Origin of the sequence: Bacillus cereus group sp. BfR-BA-01356, from assembly GCF_022663635.1 — a bacterium.
Lineage (GTDB): Bacteria > Bacillota > Bacilli > Bacillales > Bacillaceae_G > Bacillus_A > Bacillus_A cereus.
Genome location: NZ_JAKUFX010000251.1, coordinates 1 through 1,807, shown reverse-complemented (window position 1 = coordinate 1,807; position 1,807 = coordinate 1). Strand labels below are relative to the sequence as shown.

Sequence of the window (1,807 nt, the reverse complement as noted above, 5' to 3'; positions counted from 1 at the left end):
GTTTATTTGAGATGCTTATTTTTAAGAGTATGCTTTTATTTTAGGAATGTTTTGATCCGATGAGTCGAAAGCTCAGGTTGTGCTCACTCTTAAGTTGATGGGCATGGGATACCGCCAGCTTTTTTGAAAAAACAAGTAAAGAGTATACAAAATTTTATAACGTTTTTTGGCTAATCCAGTAACAAACGAGAACCGTAAAACCCATCACAGGATAGGAATGTATAAAAAGATGAATCGAGTGATAGAAAATAAAAAAGGGATTCCTTCTGAGAGTAAGGAATCCTCCTTTTTGTTGCTACCGATAACGAAAATTATGTAAATAAGCTATCCATATGGATAGCTTAATATATTTTTTTGCTTAGCGTTTTTTTTTTATACTGGTGGTACCTCAAGAAATGGATAAAAAATAAAAATCATCGGAAACGAAAGCTTTTAAAATCCCGTTCCTAATTTAAAATGTAAAAAGAATGAAATAGTATGGTAGCGGGAAGAAAGTAGTAAAATTAAGCATCCGAGTAGGAGTATAGAGTGATAACATGTTACAATACAGCTAAGAACATGCAATAAAGGAGAGTTTTTTACGTGAAGATTAAAGCAATTGAACCGACGCCAAGTCCAAATACAATGAAAGTTATTTTGAATGAAGTATTACCATCAGGAGCACGTAATAATTATACAAATGAAAATAAAGAACAAGCACCAATGCAAGTGCAAGAAATTTTGAAAATTGAAGGCATTAAAGGTGTATATCATGTAGCCGACTTTTTAGCAGTGGAGCGAAATGCGAAGTATGACTGGAAAGTTTTATTACAACAAGTTCGTGCTGTTTTCGGCGAAGAAGTATTGGAAGAAAGTGAAGAACAACAACTGTCTCATTTTGGAGAAGTGAAAGTGTTTGTTCAAATGTTCTTTACAATTCCAATGCAAGTAAAGTTAACAGATGGAACATCGGAAGAACGTGTTGGCTTACCAGATCGTTTTAAAGAATCAATTATGAAAGTGCAAATGTCTGCACCAAACGTTGTAAAAGAGCGTAAATGGGTAGAACAAAGTACACGTTACGGTAATTTTGAAGAAATTGGGAAAGAAGTAGTGGAAGAGATTGTTGCTGCTTATTCAGAAGAACGTGTAAATGAAACGGTTAAAGAATTATTAAATCAAGCAGGTGCTGTTGAAGTAACGATTCAAAAGCGTGAGCCATATAAAGTAACAGAAGAGATGATGAAAGATTCTGACTGGAAAAATCGTTTTGCAGCATTAGAACAAATGGATCCTACTGAAGAAGATATTCCAGTGTTGAAGATGGCGTTAGATGATGAAAAAGTTTCAATACGCCGTTTAGCAACAGCTTATTTAGGTATGGTAAAAGGTGATGAAGTATTACCGTTATTATATAAAGCTTTGTTAGATCGCTCTGTAAGTGTTCGCCGTACTGCAGGAGATTGTTTATCAGATGTAGGTAATCCGGCAGCGATGTTCGTTATGATTAAATCTCTGAAAGATCCAAGTAAATTAGTACGCTGGCGTGCAGCGATGTTCTTATTTGAACTTGGAGATGAAAGTGCGATTCCAGCATTAAAAGCAGCGCAAGATGATCCAGAGTTTGAAGTAGCCATGCAAGCACGTCTAGCATTAGAGCGTATTGAAGGCGGAGAAGAAGCAAAAGGTTCTGTATGGAAACAAATGACGGAGTCTCGTAAAGACCTGCGGTAGTATGTCAACTGAAAAATAATATCTTTTGAAGTTATCAAAGGACAAATTGCTTAAAAAAGACATCACGAAACTAGACCAGTATTTTATGTAAAAT

General features: G+C 35.3%; 1 protein-coding gene. It reads left to right on the top strand.

The genetic code is table 11. The features are described from left to right. Positions 1–582 precede the first annotated feature (582 nt). Positions 583–1,713, top strand: a complete 1,131-nt coding sequence (locus MR168_RS32715) for a virulence factor (protein ID WP_242291759.1) — start codon at positions 583–585, stop codon at positions 1,711–1,713. Positions 1,714–1,807: the final 94 nt, after the last annotated feature.